This is a genomic window from Pseudomonadota bacterium (assembly GCA_018823135.1).
Classification (GTDB): Bacteria; Desulfobacterota; Desulfobulbia; order Desulfobulbales; family CALZHT01; genus JAHJJF01.
On sequence record JAHJJF010000030.1, the window covers coordinates 1 to 17,847 of the forward strand.

The following is a 17,847-nucleotide window of genomic DNA, read 5'->3' on the forward strand; positions in this document are numbered from 1 at the left end:
AAAAAATTATATATGTTAAAATTTTAAAATTTACCACTATATTAACTTTTTTTGAAGTTACATAATCACTGCCATTACTTTCAATCATAACTAAATTAAATATTTTAACGATAAATTAACAAGTTATAAAATTATTTAATCTCAAAGCGCTTAATACTCTTAAAATAGTTAGAAATAGTTCCCCATGAAAAATCAAACAAAGCACATAATATCAGTTAGTTGAAAACTAATAAACCAATATGGCATAAACTTTGCTATATTTTACGACATGATAAGTCTCAAGAGACCGCTACGATGAAATCATTTTTCAAGCAATTAATTATTTAATACCAAAATTCATCAAGAATTGATCCGGCGATTTGGCTTTCGATAAAAACATTGCAATAACCTTAAGATTTTGTTAATAAAATCTTTATTATTTTTCAAAATTCATTAAATGAAAAAAATCTTCCAATGAAAGCCCTCAAACACTTCTTCAAAACTATTCATTTTATCACCATCAGTGTGTTTTTTTGCATAGTTCTTTCTGTATTGATAACCAGAATAGCCCCTCATGATTCAGTGCCCTCCGGACATGCCATTGCTTCAATTACCCAACCCAAAACCAGCACCAATTCAGCCGACGAACAAATCATAAATCACATAAAAAAAACAACAGAAGAGTTTCTGTCTAGCTATACTGAAATCTCCGGTGAATTAAAGCCCGGGGATTCCCTAAGCACCTCTTTTACACGCCACAATATCAGCGCGGAGATTAAAAACATAATTATTGAGGGATTTCGTAACACCATCGATTTTAAACAATTATATCCCGGTAACACATACACAGTTTACCTTGATGACGACAAACAACTTGTTCGATGTGTTTTCCAATCGAGTCCCATTGACACATATATTCTCGAAAGATCAGAAGATGAATATGTGGCCAAAAAAACGACCGTTTACTTAGACCGTTTCACAGAATATCTCTCCGGTTCCATCGAAACCTCGCTTTTTGAATCCTTTCTCGCATTAGGTGAATCCCCAAAACTGATTTATTCCTTTGCGGACATCTTCTCATCAAAAATTGATTTTAACACCGAGACCCGAAAGGGCGATACGTTCACGGCCTTAATTGAAAAATATTACAAGGAAGGAGAATTTCTCGGCTACGGGAATATCCTTTATGCGAAATATGAACGATTCGACCATAAGGAAACTCTGGAAGGTTATTATTATGAATCCGACAAGGTACAAGGGGCGTACTTTGACCAAGACGGCAATGAACTCGGCACTTACTTTATCCGCTCGCCAGTGCCATTCGGCAGAGTTTCATCCCGATTCTCCTTTCAACGCATGCATCCGATCCTTGGAAAAATCGTGCCTCATCTAGGAGTTGACCTTGCAGCACCTCACGGAACACCGATTATTGCTGCGGCTGATGGGCGAGTGAAATTCAAAGGCATTAACGGTGGTTTCGGCAAACAGATAATCCTGACTCACGGGAATGGATATCAGACCCATTATGGTCATCTTTCAAGTTTTAATAAAGAAGTTAAGGCTGGGCAACGGGTCAAGCAAAAACAAGTTATAGGTTATGTAGGTTCCACGGGTCTTGCCACCGGTCCGCATCTTGACTATCGGATTCAAGAAAACGGTGTATTTAAAAATCCCTTTGGGATTAAATTCAAACCCAAATCAACACTACAAGGGAATGACCTCGCAAACTTGATATCCCTGCAGAGCAGAATTGCACAGTATCTTGACGCAGTTCCTTTTGACACGAGAATTGTTGATGTAAGAGAGATTGTTTACACTTCCAAGAAAAATCCTGTCAGCCTTATGTAACCTGATATTTTTCTTAAATAAAATCCGCTTATAACGCTTTCTTTAAGAAAAATACAAACAACAATGTCAGAACAAATCCCTTTTAACATTGTATTGGTTGAACCTGAAATCCCACCGAATACCGGCAGCATTGCCAGGCTTTGCGGAGCAACAGGATCCATCCTTCACCTTGTAAAACCTTTGGGTTTCAGCACCGATGACAAACACTTAAAACGAGCCGGACTTGATTACTGGAAATACGTAGAGATCATTTACTGGAATGATTTTAATGAATTCCTGGCTCGAAACAACCAGGAAAATTTTTATTTTCTGTCTAAAAAGGTCTCCATACCTTACACGGACTGCAAGTTCAAGCCTGGGGATTTTCTTATTTTCGGCAAAGAAACAAAAGGTCTCCCGCAACACATCCTTGAGTATTACAATGACAGTTGTTTCACCATACCCATGAAAAACGCCGGAAAAATTCGAAGCCTCAATCTGGCAATGGCTGCAGGAATCGTGTTGTATGAGGCCATCAGACAAATGGCTACGCAGCAGGACAAATGAAGGGCATTTAATCGACTTTACAGAAACCAATTCCCTTTTCGCCATAAAAAAAGCCCGATTGCATCAGGTCTGCAAACGGGCTTTAAAATTTTCACACAAGAAACGAGTTAGTTAACCGTAACAACCGAGGCTTCGCCAAACTGGATCTCAACCCTACGGTTCTGGCTTCTACCTTCATCGGTTTCATTCGAGGCCACAGGCATGGATTCGCCAAAACCCTTAATTGTTATTTTGCTCTTATCGACACCTTTATCGGTCAGATATTTTGCCACTGATCCGGCACGTTTTTCTGAAAGTTTCTGGTTATAGCCATCAGAACCTTTGCTATCTGTATGCCCCTGAACTTGAATGCTTATATCAGTTTTTTTCATCATGAAATCAACCCACCGATCAAGTTCAAGGAACGACTCTTCTTTAAGATCCCATTTATTAAATTCAAAAAAGATATTATTGACTTGAATTTTTATCTCTTCCTCAACGAGTTGGATAATCGGATACATGGTTATATTGTTGGTGTATTCGGTAAATGTTTCCTTACCAACAAGATCTATTTCAGAAGATTCCCCCACATAATCCTCTTTTATCGCATAATAACTGTAGAGATGCCCAGCCGGAAGAACTATGAAATACTGGCCGGTTTGAGAATCACTGCGTGCCTTGCCGGCTTCCTGCTTTAATGTCAGATCATTCCATTTAATATCAACGGCAAGGGGGGTTCCGTTCGGATCAGAAACAATTCCCGCAATTGTTGTAACAGGATCGGGTTTTACTTCTTCAGGCAGGCCGATTGAATAAATATCATTACCGCCATAGCCGTCGGCTCTTCCTGAAACGGAGAAATAAGACAACTGTCCGTCGGTAGTGACTTGATAACCCCAATCATTTCCAGGACCGTTTATTTCCTTTCCAAGATTGACCGGTTGACTCCATTTGGTCCATGAACTTGTGCTGAGCCTTGTTGACTTAAACACGTCAAGGCCTCCAAGCCCGTCATGGCCATTGGAACTGAAATAAAGAGTTTTGCCGTCAGGGTGCAGAAAAGGCGAATACTCACTGTATGGTGTGTTGATAGTTTTGCCGAGATTAATGGCTTCAAGGTTTCCCTGTTCATTTTTAGCATAAACATAAATATCCGAATTACCAAAAAAACCACCATGGAAAAATTCACCTTTGGGATGGAAATCCCCCTCTCCTCCAGGTCTGGTAGAAGTGAATAAAATCGCCTGCCCATCTGCGGAAAGATGAGCGTTGCCGTCAAAATATTCGGAATTGATCGGTGCGGGATAATGTTGTGGTTCACCCCAGCAGCCGCCATTTTTTTCACAGTAAAAGATATCGCCTTTGCCAAAGGATCCGGGATAATTTCCATAGAGCAGAAGGAGATTGCCGTCTGCGGATATGCTTAACGGTGTTTCATGCCTCCGGGTTGAAACGGGTTTCTCAAAATTAATCGGTTCAGTCCATTGTTCTCCATCAAATAGCGAGACAAAAACATCCTCTCCCCCTTGATACAGGCCTTCGTTTCTGGCAAAATACATTTTCTTGCCGTCTGCTGAGATTACCGGATGAAAATCATCCCTTTCGGAGTTGATCTTCGGGCCGAGATTTTTTACCACCAACTCTTCTTCCGGAGCTTCGAGCAACGAAATAATCTGATTAAAACTTCGGGACATTTTGGGGAAATTCTTTTTATACTCCCGATAAATATTAATGGCGCCATCCCAATCACGATTTTCAAGATAGGGCTGAGCTAATTTCTGCACAGCAAGGAACGAAAGTTCTCCTGCTTTGTATTTTTCAATAAAACTCCTCAACGCATCAGCCGATGCGGACAGAAGGAACTCCTCTTCCATGGTCATGGGTGTTTCCTGTGCCTGTTCCTCACCCAGGACGATGGTTCCGCCAAACAGAATTGAAAAAAGAAGAACAGCAGATAGACAAAACTTAAGGTATTTCCTCGATTTCCTCATTGCATTCCTCTTTTGATTGTATTGTTCAATAAAGAATCAATGATTCATCACTTTACATGCGATGAATTTATACATAAGAGACTTGAAGTTTTACTTCATTTTCTTGCTGTACACATTTCATACAGAATAGGATAACATCAAGTAATTAACAAGAAAAAAATAAATAAATCATACAGATAATTGCCATTTTCCAGCTCAGGTCTAACACCGAAACCTGACAGAATTAGGATTTTTCGGTCACCATACAATAGTCGCCTGCTGATCAATTTATCAATGGGCAATTATCCGGTTCCCCGGGTCCATTAAGCAATCATGCGGAGAATTAATTGTGCAGCTCTCATGGAAGCGCCCGGGCCGCCCAACCGATCTTTTACGTCTAAAAAAAACTGCTTCATCCGAGTCCGGTATTTGTCATCACTGATAATTTTCCAGACCCCGTTACAGATTTTCTCAGGTACAGCGTCATCCTGGAGAAATTCCGGAACGATCTTACTGTCCATAACCAGATTCACCAGTGAAGCATACTTAACCGTAATGAATCTTCTGCCCAAAAAATAGGTTATCGGGGAAACAAAATATGCAACGACCATCGGCGTATTCAGTATAGCAAGTTCAAGGGTAACTGTTCCTGACGCTGCGACTACCGCGTCACAACTCGCCATTAATTCATAACGATCACCAGAAATTACCCTTATATCGATATCCCATTTTGAAAGGCCATTTGCTTCCAGGTCTTCCATTGTCAACGTTGGCGCAAGAGGCAGGAGAAATACAATATCTTTTCGTTTTTCGCTGAGCATCTTTGCGGATTCGAGAAAAACAGGCAGCATTGAGGAAATCTCTTTCCTTCTGCTACCGGGCAGTATGCCGATAATCGTTGCATCCGGCATAATATTATTTTTTGCACAAAATTCCTCTCTGGACATGGTAAGCTTAACGGAATCCATCAGCGGATGACCGACAAAATCCACATCCATACCGCGGGCCTTATAAAAATCTTTTTCAAACGGCAGAATGACAGCCATTTTGTCTACAAGCCTGCTGATTTTCTTTACCCTGCCGGCTCGCCAGGCCCATACCTGAGGGCTGATATAATAAAAAACAGGAATCCCATAGGCCTTTGCTTTCTTGGCCAGCATGAGATTGAAGTCCGGATAATCAATCAGAATCAGGATCTGCGGAGGGTCTTCGCGGAGTCTTTTTTCCAGAGATTGCATAGCGCTACGAATTTCACTGAGATGACCCAGGACCTCAAAAATACCCACAACAGCAAGTTTCGAGGCATCACACAACATCTCAACACCCTCTGCCTCAAGATACTTTCCTCCCATTCCGAAAACGGCCAGATCCGGGCGGAGCTCCTTGAGCGCTTGTATGAGATGGGCACCGTGAATATCACCGGAGGCTTCACCGGCGACGATCATTATTTTGGTTTGTTGCATTTCAGAATATCCATGGGAATAAAGCAATCGATACAAATAGAATTTCGGCAGGACGCGCAGCAATCATCGGCTTATAAGAAGATCGTCTGTTATATGGTCTCGCAGTCTTCAATAGGGTCTAATTAAACGGGCGATAAATGGCCTAAAAATGTTTGAATCGGGATTCGCAGCAGAGCAAAGAGCTGATATTCATCCGATTCAAACAAAAAAATGCCGATGTTTCTCCGCATGTTCTTTGATCTGTTTCATAATTTCCAAGGCAACTGCCAGAGCTCTTTTCCCTTCTTTGCCTGAAACTCTTGGCGTGGAGCGATTTCTTACATTGGTCATAAAATCAGCGAGCTCAGTGGCCAACGCATCCTTTTCAATAAAACAGGATTTGATAATTTCCTCTTTTGGCATACCATTTTCATCGGGTTGAGCAGCAAGTTTTATCACAGTGATTTCTTTATGTGCATAATCAACTGAAACAAAGGATCTCGGCTGAAACACCCGGATCCGCCTGATATTGTCATGAGAAATTCTGCTCACCGTCACATTAGCCGTACAGCCGTTTTCAAATATCAGGCGGGCATTGGCAATGTCAGTAGTAGGTGTTACAACCGGAATGCCAACGGTATGAATTGTTTTAAGGGGTGAATCGACAATGCTCAGAATAATATCAATATCATGAATCATCAGGTCCAGCACCACGTCCACATCAATGCCGCGTCCCTTGAACTGATGAATCCGGTGGGACTCGATGAACATCGGTGTGGTGAGATGTTCTTCCATGGCGAGGATTGCCGGATTAAAACGCTCGAGATGTCCCACCTGCAATATCAGCTTCTTTCGCTGGGCAAGATTGATTAACTCATCGGCTTCCTCAAGGGTGTTGGTCATGGGCTTTTCCAGGAGAACATCAACACCTTTGTCAAGGCAGGCTTTCGTCACTTTATAATGCAGAGTTGTCGGAACTACAACACTCACCGCATCTACCCGATCAAGCAACTCCATATAATCTGCAAAATGATCCGTGAGGCATTTCTGAGCCACCACTCTGCCGGCTTTCTCATCAGGATCAGCTACGCCAACCAGGTCAACGTCAGTCATTGCTGCATATTTTTCAGCATGAAATTTTCCGAGATATCCGACCCCGATTACGCCTGCCTTTATTTTTTTCATAATTGTTTTATTGAATCAGATGTATTTTTTTGAGTTATAAAAAAGATTAGTTCGTGGAAAATCCCATACTGAATTATCGCCCCAATACGTTTGAAACGGTATAAGGATCGGTTCCGTAGCTTTTAGAAGTCTCGTGGCACTTGCTTATCGAGGAGACCGGCACACTGGAAGTCATGGTGCTTTTTTGATTAATCTTATACCCATTCAAAATAATCTTCACCCAAAATCCGCAATAGAATATATAAAGCACTCCATCATGCCAATCAACAAGCTTGTCATTTCATCAAGGTATGCTAAAATTCATAATACATTTTCCTGTAATTTATAAAAGGCAGAGGGTTAATCTATGTCTGAAATGAGAAGCAGTTGGAAATCAAATATCGGCTTTCTGCTCGCATCCATCGGTTCTGCCATCGGCCTCGGCAACGTCTGGCGATTCAGCTACATGGCTCATGAACACGGCGGCGGCGCTTTTCTTATACCTTACCTGGTCGCCCTTTGTGTTGCAGGTTTACCGATTATGATCCTTGAGTACGGCATCGGACACCGGGAAAAAGGTTCCTCTCCACTTGCCCTGGCCAGAATTGACAGCCGCTTCGAATGGCTCGGCTGGTTGATGCCGGTGGTCGCCATGTTTGGAATCATGCTGTATTATTCAGTGGTTATCGGCTGGTGCGTCAATTATTTCCTTTATTCTTTCACCCTGTCCTGGGGCGCAGCCCCCCAGACCTTCTTTTTCAAGGATTTCCTGCAGCTTTCTGATTCCGCATCCCAGCTCGGCGGCGTCCGGATTCCCATTCTTTTTTCAACCATGTCAGTCTGGGTTATCTGCTGGCTGATCTGTTTCAGGGAAATCCACCACGGTATTGAAAAAGCCAGCATGATTTTCATGCCGGTCCTTTTTTTGCTGACAATCATCATCGTTGTCTGGACGGTATTTCTTGACGGAGCCGCAGATGCGATATTCAACCATTATCTGCACGCCGACTGGTCCAAAATAAACTTTTTATCCGGTGATCCCTCGATCCGCAAAGCCGCAGGCAAAGTATGGGCCGCGGCCTTCGGTCAAATTTTCTTTACCCTGTCTCTGGGCTTCGGTATTATGATTACCTATGCCAGTTATCTTCCCAAAAAGACCAATATCTCCAAGAATGCCCTGATAACCTGTGTAGTTAATTGCTCTTATTCCCTGTTTGCAGGTCTTGCAGTATTTGGAATAGTGGGCTTCATGGCCAAAAACCAAGGGGTGCCTTTTGAAGATGCAATCAAGGGCGGCCCGCAACTGGCTTTTGTGGTATACCCCCAGGCAATTTCGCTTCTTCCCAGCATGAACGGGCTTTTCGGAGCGATGTTCTTTCTCATGCTGGTCATTGCCGGTATCACCTCAGGGGTTTCGCTGATTGAGGCTTTCACCTGTTCCATCACCGACAAATTCGACTGGTCACGAAAAAAAGTGGCGACGCTACTGTGTCTTGCCGGCTTTTTCGGCAGTATCATCTTTACCACCCGTGGCGGGTTATACGTTCTTGATATAGCAGATCACTTCATAACCAATTACGGCCTGATCTTCGGAGGCCTGATGGAATGCCTGGTTATCGGCTGGATATTGAAAGCAACGGTTCTAAGGAAACACATCAATATCCACAGCACAAAAATGCCTGTCTTATGGGATATTTTCATCAAATATACTATCCCGGTGGTGCTTTTCGTCCTTCTCTTTATTTCCATGAAAGCTGATCTTGAAACCAATTATGAAGGATATCCCACTGATCAGTTAATTCTCTACGGAATCGGCTGGCTGCTGATCTGCTTCGTGGTTGCACTTGCCATTTCATTTTCAGCCTGGAAACCTGAAAAGCTCAAACGGAAACATAAAACAGAAGAAGACGATCTACTCGTTTAGTGGCGATATGGCCCGTGAATCATATTATTCCCAGGCCTTGCTTACCGACTAATTGCCGAATTACCTATGAACCTGCCAGGGCTGTCCAATATTTCATTCCTTTTAATTTCTGTCCGACAAGATTGTAAAACCAGCAATGCTTCATAAAAAATGATGTATACTTCTTTGAATATTATTATTGTCACCACTTCTTAAGTTTTGTTACTAGTATGATTATTCCTCTACTGGTTTTTGCTATAATATCTCTGGGAAAACTTGCGCTGTATGACACTGAAACGGATATTTAAAATAGCAGCGTTTCTGCTCTGCTGGACACTAGCATTGATTTTAGTTGCGCCCATGCTCCTGAATCTCGAAAAGGTCCAGGAAACCATAATTAAACGCATCAACCAGGACCTGAAAGGGGCGGAACTCACTTCAGGCGATATCCGCTGGAAATGGTTTCCGATTCCAAATCTGGTTGTAGAAGATGTATCTCTGGACATGCTCCGATTTCACATAAAAATTGCCGAAGCCAGATTATTTCCGGACTGGAAATCCACTTTCCGAAAAGAAAAAAATATCGCGAGAATTCACATTGTCAGTCCAAACCTGCAGATTAAATCAATTGATGCCGAATCCGCCGGACCGGTTACTTTTCCTAAAACCACGATTACCATTGAAAACGGCTCATTCAGTCCGGACGATTCGCTCCTTCCAGATTATATCCGCAAACAATTCGTTGCCTTTTCGAGAATAAACGGCAGGATCAAACTCCGCGAGAAAAAGGTGGAATTTCAAGCACAAGGCCAAACGCCCTTCTGCAACAGTCTGAAACTCAAGGGCTTTTACCTTTTAGACAACGGCAAGTACGTTGCAGAACTGACCACAGACAGATTCAATCCTGAAAAATTTCTTCAGCCCATTGAGAAAGATACGATCACCGTTGCAAACACAATGATGGCATTCACTGGCAGAATTGAAGGAAAAGGCCTTGATCAGATTACTGCAAATATCAACGGGTCATTCCCTTGTTTTCTTATCGATAAAAATCAAAAAAAATCCGTACTCGACTGTGGTTCCGGCGATATTTCATTCACAAAAAACAGCAGTAATTTCCTGGTGGCAATCAACAAACTAAGACTGATCAATCCGCAACTGTCTCTTACCGGAAAAATTGAACGAAGTGAAAAAACTGCAGCAAGCCCCGACTCAGAAAAAAAATCAGAGCTTTTCTGGGATATCGATTTAAAAGGCGCTGACCTTGATGCCACCGGTATCCGCGAAACGGTACTTGCACTTTTCGGTGATAACCATATCGCAAAGATCGTCTGCGACATTGTCAGGGCCGGGAAAGCTAAAAACGCCCACTATCAGTTTTTCGGCACTGTTGATGATTTTAATTTCTTCGATCCGATGAAACTGGCTGTTGATGTTGAGACTTCAACAATCCATATCCCTCAGACCGACCTGATCATAACCAATGCACAGGGCCCCATCACCATACTGAACGGCAATCTCAACGGTTCAGCGCTCAACGGCACCCTTGGAAACAGCAAAGGTTCGAATTGCTTTCTTCATCTGGGACTCAAGGAAGACAACCACGATTTTCGTCTGAACCTGGATATTGATGCAGACCTTGAAATGCTGCCGGCGGTTCTCAACGGATTGGTGTACGACGAAATATTCAAATCCGAACTTGCTAAATTCAGCAAAGTCCATGGGAGAGCTAAAGGGAATCTCAATCTGGGCGACTCACTCAAGGATATCAAGGTCACAGTCAAGGTCGATCAAATGGATGCCAAGGCAGAATATGCCCGTTTATCACAACCTCTTTGGCTGACCGATGGGATACTCGAGATCCTTCCAGACAAAGTAATATGGAAAAAAATTAAAGCCAAAGCCGGCCCTCATCAGATTGCTGAAAGCACTGGCTCGGTTGCCTGGGATAAAACAGTGGAACTGCGGCTGGAAAGTCTTAGCGGATTTTTTGACGCCGCCGCTCTGTACACCGAACTCACAGGATTTTCCGGCAATAAATCTTCCAGATCCAAAGCTGAATGGCTTATCAACCAGCAAACTCTTGTGCCGGAAATGGTTTCACAGGTCATTACAAAAGCAGATGGAACACTTTATGTTGCCAATGCAACGATTAACGGTAACGCTGAAAAACCGGAAAATTGGCGCTATAATCTTGAACTGTCTACAGATGGTCTTACCTGGTTGTCACCTCTCCTGCCTGATACAGTTTCAACCCAAAAAGCCCGGGTATTTTTTTCAAATGACCAGATACGTCTTCCACAAAGCACATCGACCATCATGGGCGACCCAATTGATATATCAGGAATTTTCCGACACAATTATTTCAGAGATTGGACAGGCCGTGCAACCTTCACCGGAACAATCACCCAGAAATCTGCGCAATGGATTCAATCCAACAAATGGATTCCTAATGACTTTTTCCCGAAAATTCCGGTTACCTTAAAAGATTTCGATCTTCTATGGGACAATGACATTACCCGGATTGCAGGCACGGTTATAGCTGATATCGGCGCAAAAAAATCTCCTCGCGTAACTCTTGATATCGAGAATACTCGCGACGGCGTCCTGTTAAGAAATATCACTTTTATGGGAAAAGGCAAAAAAGGCAATCTCTATGGGCATATCCCGGAAAATCCCGATCAATCCCGGCTGATTAACTGGGATGGCGCGATATCAAGTGACACGGTTTCTTCACTGCTTGCTGAAAACAACTTGATTAAAGGCAATATCACGGGTCAATTCCGGTTACTTATCCCCGGAAAAACCAAAATAGGTCCTGTTTTTGAGGGTTTTGCCAATGCAACTGAAGTAACAAAACTTTTTAATATCTCTTTAGATCCCGTTATCTTAAACCGTATAGATATCTCCGGCAAACAGGGCTTAATGGAAATCAAGGAAATACAAATTTCATCCGGCAATGAAAGTTTATCCGCCAAAGGTCTGATCGATGAAAAAATAAATGGTCTTGATGTAAAACTAGACGCCTCATCCCCCAACATCAGCTGGAATACATTGGAAATCCTCCACAAGACGATTACCAAAAATATAAAAACTGAAAATAATGACACCCCGGAATTTGATGTTTCAGGAACAATAAATGCTTCTGCAAAATCTTTTCATTATCAGACAACAGACCGAAAGAACCAGGAAAAAACCTACACCTGGAATTCTCTTGCCGCGAAGATTTCACTTTCGCCCGGGTTCACAACAGTTGAAATTTCCAGGTCGGACATCTGCGGCATTACCATGAAAAGTTTCTGGGCGATGTATCCGGAAAAAACTGAAAAAGTTGTGTCCTTTGAAAACGATACCGCCCTGCCCCTGGACCTGGAAAATGTCCTTCAATGTCTCGGTTTTGGCGAAAAAGTAATAAAAGGCCCAATGCAAATCAGATCAAAATTGATTGGCGACAAAGAAAAGTGGAATACCGGCGCAATTGAAATTCATGCAACCGATGGAGTCATTATGCGCCTCGCTCTTCTTTCTAAAATCTTCAAGGTCGTGAACCTGACCGACTTTTTCACAGAGCAGCATTCTGATAAAACCACCTCCGGGCTGCGTTTCAAGACCCTTGATATCAAAACCAGTATTAATGATAACAAGCTGGTTATCGAAAAAGCGGTAATAAAAGGGGAAGGGCTGAATCTCTTCGCGCGGGGCAACATGGACCTTGCCACCATGCAGGCAGATTTCACCATTCTCATCGCGCCGTTTAAAACAATTGATGCGATTGTGACAACCGTGCCCATACTCAAATGGGTGATCGGCGGGGAGAATGAGACATTATTCACGATCCCGGTTGCAATCAGAGGGGACCTTGAGGACCCAAGTATTACCGTGCTCGACCCTGCCTCTGTGGGAATCGGCTTGATCAATATGGTGGCCGATGTGTTGAAACTCCCCTATTATATTCTCAAGCCCATTCTTCCGGAAACCAAAAGCCCAGACCTGCTTGATCCCATTAAACCCTGACGAGATCGTCAGGTAATTCCCCTCAGCAACCTTTATCCGTTATCGTCTGCAAGAGGAAAAATTAACGCTAATGCATAAAAACCCACCTCTCATATCGATATTATTCATCTATTACTTGATTATTAACCAGCAAATCTGTATGGTTGCCCATCTTCGATTAACAATTTACAAACAGGTACCATTATGCTCGTAAAAGATATTCTGAAAGAGAATAGAATCTCTTTTGGTTTTGAATTTTTTCCACCCAAAGCCGATGAAGATTGGGACAATCTCTTTAAAACTATTGCCGACCTGATGCCGCTCAAGCCTGCTTGCGTCAGCGTCACCTACGGCGCCGGTGGTTCCACCCGAGACCGGACCCATAAACTCATTGTCCGCATCCAGCAGCAAACCAATCTTACCGTGGTATCGCATCTCACCTGCGTTGGTTCAACAAAAGACGAAATCAAATCAATTCTTGAAAACTATGACAAAAGCGGCGTTCAAAACATTCTGGCACTCAGAGGCGATCCGCCCAAGGGTCAGAAGGAATGGAAGCCCACCCTTAACGGATTTGAATATGCAACCGATCTGGTTGCCTTTATCAAGAAGAATTTCCCCAAAATGGGCATCGGGGTTGCAGGTTTTCCGGAAGGTCATCCGGAAACCCCGAATCGTCTCAAGGAAATAGAATATCTTAAAGCAAAAATTGATGCCGGTGCTGACTATATCGTCACCCAGCTCTTTTTTGACAACCGGGATTTCTATGATTTTAAAGAGCGTTGCCAACTTGCCGGAATCAATGTGCCGATTCTTGCAGGCATCATGCCACTTACCACACGGCACGGCATGATACGCATGGCGGAACTGGCAGCCGGCGCAAAAATCCCCGCCAGATTACTTAAGGCAGTGGAACGGGCCTCAAGCGACGAATACGTTGAAAAAGTCGGTATACACTGGGCAACCGAGCAGGTCCGCGACTTGATTGACAACAATGTTGACGGCATCCATTTCTATACATTAAACAAGGCCAGGGCTACCCTCAAAATTTACGAATCCCTCGGAGTAACCGATTCAAACCAGTTGACGGCCTGAAATGGAAATAGAAAGTAAGCTCATTCCCGTGATCCGGGAAGCAATTGATATTGTAAAATTGCTTTTCTTCAAAAAACTTCAGGAGTCTCTCCCTGCAAGATTCGACAAAGAAAACACCCAGATAAACCTCCTTGCCGGAGCGATAATCAACGAGCTTTTCGGCACGCCGAACAATAATGAACCCATGGCTTCCTTTACAAAGGAACATCGCGACATTATTGAACAGGAATTACTGAACCTCCCAAAAGAGATGCCTGAAATGTGCATCCCTCTCACCGATGCTCTCCGGATTGCAATCCTTTGCGATTATCAATCCGGGGCCGACAATTCTTCTCTGCTTGCCCGGGCTCAAGAGCGTGGTATCCTCATCACCGATCGTGACATGCCCATGCCGAACAAATTCATGGAACTGGTCCGTATCCTTGGCAGCAAAATGGGAGTTCTCATCACCCCGCAACCCGAAAGCGATCAGAAGTAAACGATTTCAAAGCAGAATAACGGCGCTATACCCGGGGATGCTTGCATTCATGGGTCACCAGAATCTTTTGCGCCATATCAACACCCAGGGCAAGGCGTGTTTCATTTACCGCAACAATAAACGGCCCGGAGGCATGATTATTGATAACCTCGAGTTTGGTGCCGATGGTAAGCCCCATTGAGGCAAGCCGGGCCTGTAATCCTTTGCCGCCCTCCAAGGCGACAATGCACACTTCCTCACCATTTGCAGCAAGCAGGAGCGGCAAGGTCGTTGCCCGCTGTTCCATGCATTTTGCACATAATCCATAAATCTCCATTTTATGCTGCAACGGATGAAATTGAAAATCCCTGGCTATCTTCAACTGCAATTGTTCTAATCCCTGATTGACGAATTCCTGGATATATCCGCAACGGGTGCAGATAAAATGATCGTGGTGGGCGCCCAGATGCTTGTGTTCATAATGGTTGTGCTGGCCGTCAAAGGTCATTTTCCGGGCAAAACCGAACTGACAGAACATTTCCATGGTCTCTTTCAAAAAAGAACGGTCAAGAAGCTCAGGATCCTTTTCCCGGATAATGTATTCAAGATCACTCAAGGTGATGTGCTGTTCGGTTGAAAGAAATATATCAAGTATTTTCAGCCGTTGTTCGATCCGGGTTGCATGATAGGATTCAAGCACGGTCTGGAATTGTCGGCGTTCAAGTGCATGCTGATCATGAGCGACGAACTGCGGGCCTTCAAGGGAGGCACGATTCTGTTTTTTAAGTGACAAGAATGGAAATTTAAACATTGTTATTAAAGCTCCCCCGCTGCAGAAAAGTGAAAGACTTCGAGTCAGCGGCAAGGTATTCGCTGATCCTGTTTATCTGTGTAGAGTAAATACTGATCACGAACCTCCATAAAGGCAACAAGCTCGTCCTGCCAACCGGCCTCAAGTCCAAGGATGTCTTCGCCATTCCTGAGACGTTCGGCTAATTGCATATCCCCAACTATCAGATCAACAGGCCGTCTGTCAAATTCATATTCATAGGGAGGGGCTTTTAATTGAAAATCCTCAGGATAAAGAGTCATGACCGCCTGGAGCAATGCAAGGGACGTCCGATACGGCAGGAATAAGCGGCAATCCGTCGGATGAATCTGAAATCCAAAGCATGTTTTTCCCTGCCATTTATTGCTGGTCGGCTCAAAGACCACCGGTCGGAAAATGCATCCTGGAAGGGGCGTCTCACTGAGGCGTTCCAGTATTTCGTTGTGCTTGATAAAAGGGGCGCCAAAGAGTTCAAAGGGAAGTGTTGTCCCTCTGCCCTCGGAAATATTCGTCCCTTCCAATACCACCTGACCGGGATATACCAGGGCGGTATCAGGTGTAGGCATGTTTGGAGACGGGAATACCCACGGAAGCCCGGTGTCACGGAACAACATACTTCTTTTCCAACCGGTCATGGTGACTATTTCAAGGGATGCGTTGATCTGGAAATGATCGTTCACCAGATTTGCAAGTTCGCCAAAAGTCATGCCATGACGCATCGGGATGGGATAGAGACCGACAAAGGATGCGCATTCTTCTTTAAGCACATTACCTTCTACCATTTCACCGCCAACGGGATTAGGTCGATCAAGAACGATCACATGTTTGCCGTACTTCTTTGCTGCTTCCAGGCAATAAATCATTGTTGACCAGAAAGTATAAACCCTGGTTCCCACATCAACCAGGTCGATGAGCAACACGTCAAATAAATCGAACATCGCTTCTGTAGGCTGTCGATCTTTGCTGTAAAGGCTGAATACAGGGATTTTCGAACGTCCATCAATACCGTGGGCCGATTCGATCATATTATCCTGCTTTTCTGAAAAAAAACCGTGCTGGGGTGAAAAAAGGCATTTCACGCTGCCGGGAATGGCCTTATTCACCAGGTCGACAATATGCTGAAAATTCCGGTCCGTGGAAGCGTGATTGGCTAGAATTGCCAGCCGACGGTTACGAACACTCTCAGGAGGGTTCCGGATAAATTTTTCCAAGCCGAGGGTAATCATGAAAATGATATTTGAACCGTTAAGTTATTAGTCTCAAATCAGGGTTAAAACCACCGTCTTAAGGCGGTCAGCTTTGAGCTTGCATGTAATATGAGTTACAAGCACAAAGGCAGAAGACACAGAGCAAAAGATAATAAAGAAGTACAAATGAATATGTAACGGCATTAAATAACTGCCGATCCTGCTGGTGCTTGTTTTTTTCACTTTATGCCTTCAGCCCAGGAAATTTCACAAAAAGATAGTTGAGATGATTTTTCAGAACTGTCCGTTAAATCTTCCTACGAACCGCAAACACCGATTACGGCTCCGGAAGTATTAAACCAGAGATTCCAGCAACTTTCTACGGAAACATTTCAATTGACATATCAAATAAATGTTATGTAATATTGCAATCCGTTTAAATGAAACGAATTCCAACAATAGCGAAGGAATTACTGTTGAAAAGATCCTCTCCTTCATCTCTCACTGAATCCTCAAAATTCAAAGGATTCACCCTCATTGAGATTATGATCGTTGTTGTCATCATCGGCATTCTCGCAACGGTTGCCATACCCGCTTATCTTAATTATATTCAAAAAGCACGTGTCACTTCTCTTGTTTTCCCGGGTCTCCATCATATGGAAAACCAGATAAGTATTTTTTATGTGAATACCGGTATTCTTGCCGGCCCAGCCGAGCTTGATGCGGTCATGACCGGTGCAGACACAACATACTATACCACCGCATTAAATACCGGCATCATCACCCTTACCATTAATTCTCCTCTTTCAACATCCAAACTCTCAAAACTGCATAATCTCGAACTGTTTGCTACTCCACAGACAAAAGCTGGAAGAATACTGAAATTTCAATTAAGCGGCTCCCTCATCGACAAGCTCGGAATGAGCAACTGATCCATCATTTCTCCCTCACTTTCTTTATAATCGCAGGAAGGCAAATATCGCAATACACCCAAAAACCGGATTAAAAAATTTCTTGCGCTGTTAATCAGCTGAATTTATTGCACCCTGTTGACAGCTGTGAGACTTTTCGAAAGACTCATTTTGTTCACAAAGTACGCATATAACAGTTTTCTAAATTTTTAAGTTGTACCTGGAGAAAATATCCAGTTTAGTTATTTCCTAGTATTTTCAATCACGCCACTCTCAGGATTTTATCATAAATGACCAGAATTATCACCATTGCCAGCCAGAAAGGTGGAGTCGGCAAGACAACAACTGCATTTAATTTAGGGTACAGCCTGAGCAAGCTCGGCAAAAAAGTACTGATCATCGACGGTGATCCCCAGGGCGGCGCAAGCGTTGCCTGCAATCTCAAAAAACGGACTGCCAAAGGTCTTGTTCACGCCCTGCAAGACTTTATTGAACCGGTTGATGCCATTGAATACCTCGTAGCCGATTCCCTTGCAATTGCAGG

The 17,847-nt window shown here is 43.4% G+C and carries 12 protein-coding genes and 1 pseudogene; 8 read left to right on the forward strand and 5 right to left on the reverse strand.

Translation table 11 applies throughout. The features are described 5' to 3' along the window. Positions 1-453 precede the first annotated feature (453 nt). Together KKE17_02395 and KKE17_02400 are read left to right on the forward strand one after the other, a co-directional pair. Positions 454-1,827 carry a M23 family metallopeptidase gene (locus tag KKE17_02395; GenBank protein ID MBU1708831.1) on the forward strand — a complete coding sequence of 458 codons (1,374 nt, stop codon included), beginning with the start codon at positions 454-456 and terminating at the stop codon, positions 1,825-1,827. A 63-nt stretch (positions 1,828-1,890) separates the two neighbouring features. Beyond that, positions 1,891-2,373 (forward strand): tRNA (cytidine(34)-2'-O)-methyltransferase, encoded by a 483-nt coding sequence (locus tag KKE17_02400; GenBank protein MBU1708832.1) that lies wholly within the window; start codon positions 1,891-1,893, stop codon positions 2,371-2,373. Positions 2,374-2,480: 107 nt separating this feature from the next. Here KKE17_02400 and KKE17_02405 read toward each other — a convergent pair whose 3' ends face one another. From KKE17_02405 to KKE17_02415, 3 genes are all read right to left on the reverse strand, one after another. Continuing rightward, positions 2,481-4,343, reverse strand: a complete 1,863-nt coding sequence (locus KKE17_02405) for an OmpA family protein (protein ID MBU1708833.1) — start codon at positions 4,341-4,343, stop codon at positions 2,481-2,483. Positions 4,344-4,645: 302 nt separating this feature from the next. Continuing rightward, on the reverse strand, positions 4,646-5,785 hold the full coding sequence (gene lpxB, locus KKE17_02410; GenBank protein ID MBU1708834.1) for a lipid-A-disaccharide synthase: 1,140 nt from the start codon (positions 5,783-5,785) through the stop codon (positions 4,646-4,648). A gap of 198 nt (positions 5,786-5,983) precedes the next feature. Further along, on the reverse strand, positions 5,984-6,949 hold the full coding sequence (locus tag KKE17_02415) for a Gfo/Idh/MocA family oxidoreductase (protein MBU1708835.1): 966 nt from the start codon (positions 6,947-6,949) through the stop codon (positions 5,984-5,986). A 346-nt stretch (positions 6,950-7,295) separates the two neighbouring features. On the opposite strand from KKE17_02415, the gene KKE17_02420 reads away from it, so the two are divergent. The 4 genes from KKE17_02420 to KKE17_02435 all read left to right on the forward strand — a co-directional run bounded on the left by KKE17_02420 (position 7,296) and on the right by KKE17_02435 (position 14,397). Next, positions 7,296-8,852, forward strand: a complete 1,557-nt coding sequence (locus tag KKE17_02420) for a sodium-dependent transporter (protein ID MBU1708836.1) — start codon at positions 7,296-7,298, stop codon at positions 8,850-8,852. A gap of 264 nt (positions 8,853-9,116) precedes the next feature. Further along, positions 9,117-12,845, forward strand: a complete 3,729-nt coding sequence (locus KKE17_02425) for an AsmA-like C-terminal domain-containing protein (GenBank protein ID MBU1708837.1) — start codon at positions 9,117-9,119, stop codon at positions 12,843-12,845. Between the two features lie 183 nt (positions 12,846-13,028). Beyond that, positions 13,029-13,919, forward strand: a complete 891-nt coding sequence (metF, locus tag KKE17_02430) for a methylenetetrahydrofolate reductase [NAD(P)H] (protein MBU1708838.1) — start codon at positions 13,029-13,031, stop codon at positions 13,917-13,919. Position 13,920: 1 nt separating this feature from the next. Continuing rightward, complete coding sequence (locus tag KKE17_02435) at positions 13,921-14,397, forward strand: hypothetical protein (GenBank protein MBU1708839.1); 477 nt, start codon at positions 13,921-13,923, stop codon at positions 14,395-14,397. A gap of 25 nt (positions 14,398-14,422) precedes the next feature. On the opposite strand, the gene KKE17_02440 is transcribed toward KKE17_02435, so the two are convergent. Beyond that, positions 14,423-15,187, reverse strand: a complete 765-nt coding sequence (locus tag KKE17_02440; GenBank protein MBU1708840.1) for a transcriptional repressor — start codon at positions 15,185-15,187, stop codon at positions 14,423-14,425. A 44-nt stretch (positions 15,188-15,231) separates the two neighbouring features. Continuing rightward, positions 15,232-16,431 carry a DUF1343 domain-containing protein gene (locus KKE17_02445; protein ID MBU1708841.1) on the reverse strand — a complete coding sequence of 400 codons (1,200 nt, stop codon included), beginning with the start codon at positions 16,429-16,431 and terminating at the stop codon, positions 15,232-15,234. 401 nt (positions 16,432-16,832) lie between these two features. Between KKE17_02445 and KKE17_02450 the strand changes: the two are divergent. Next, a pseudogene (locus KKE17_02450) lies at positions 16,833-17,009 on the forward strand (prepilin-type N-terminal cleavage/methylation domain-containing protein). Between the two features lie 584 nt (positions 17,010-17,593). Continuing rightward, positions 17,594-17,847 (forward strand): AAA family ATPase (locus KKE17_02455; protein MBU1708842.1); only part of this gene is annotated, 254 nt, incomplete at its 3' end.